We start from the raw sequence: 671 nt of genomic DNA on the forward strand, positions 1-671 counted from the left end.
ATCCTCCCTCTATAAATGTTGATATATCAACGGTTGTAGCCGTTTCAGGGGTGTCAAAAAAATTTTTTTCGACACGTTTTCTAACTTTGTTTCTCAAATCTGTATATATATGACATTGGATGGGTGCGCTTCGCTGCCACTACTGGTTTAATTTGGTTGTAATGGTGGTAAATGTATGTGATGCACCTTGGATCTCTGCATCGCTGATGATGACGAACCCTCCCATGTCTCTGGGCATCCTTGTGCCTACATTCCTTCGTTCGGTCTAGTCATCAGGCAGAGGCTGGCGAAGCTCCTTTAGGGACTCAAGGTCGAATGGATGATATCGTGCCAGCTTCTCCGTGTCATCCTTGTTGTCTAGGGAATCACAAGGCATGCAGGCATCAAGCCGCCGTTTCGAGACCAAAGATGTCCTGCATCATTCGCTTCGCATCGAACGCCTGGTGCTTCGTACACACAGCGTGCAGTACCTTCAGTAATTTCCCGCATAACACCACAATGGATTGCTTCTTGCGCAACGGATTATCGGGCCGTGTCGTGTAATATTCATGTAACTGTCGAAACGCTTCGTTGTGGCGGATCATCGGCATCATCACGCGGAAGAGGAGGGCGCGCAACCGCCTTCTTCCACGCTTCGAGATCCGTTTTTGCCCTTTGTGTTGGCCGGAGGA

The 671-nt window shown here is 48.9% G+C and carries 1 protein-coding gene; it reads right to left on the bottom strand.

Translation table 11 applies throughout. The annotated features are described in order from the left end of the window. Nucleotides 1-383: 383 nt before the first annotated feature. A partial coding sequence (locus AC0KTX_RS16795; RefSeq protein WP_474253164.1) for a transposase occupies nt 384-671 on the bottom strand: 288 nt, incomplete at its 5' end.

Source organism: Aeribacillus sp. JST-2, assembly GCF_056032925.1.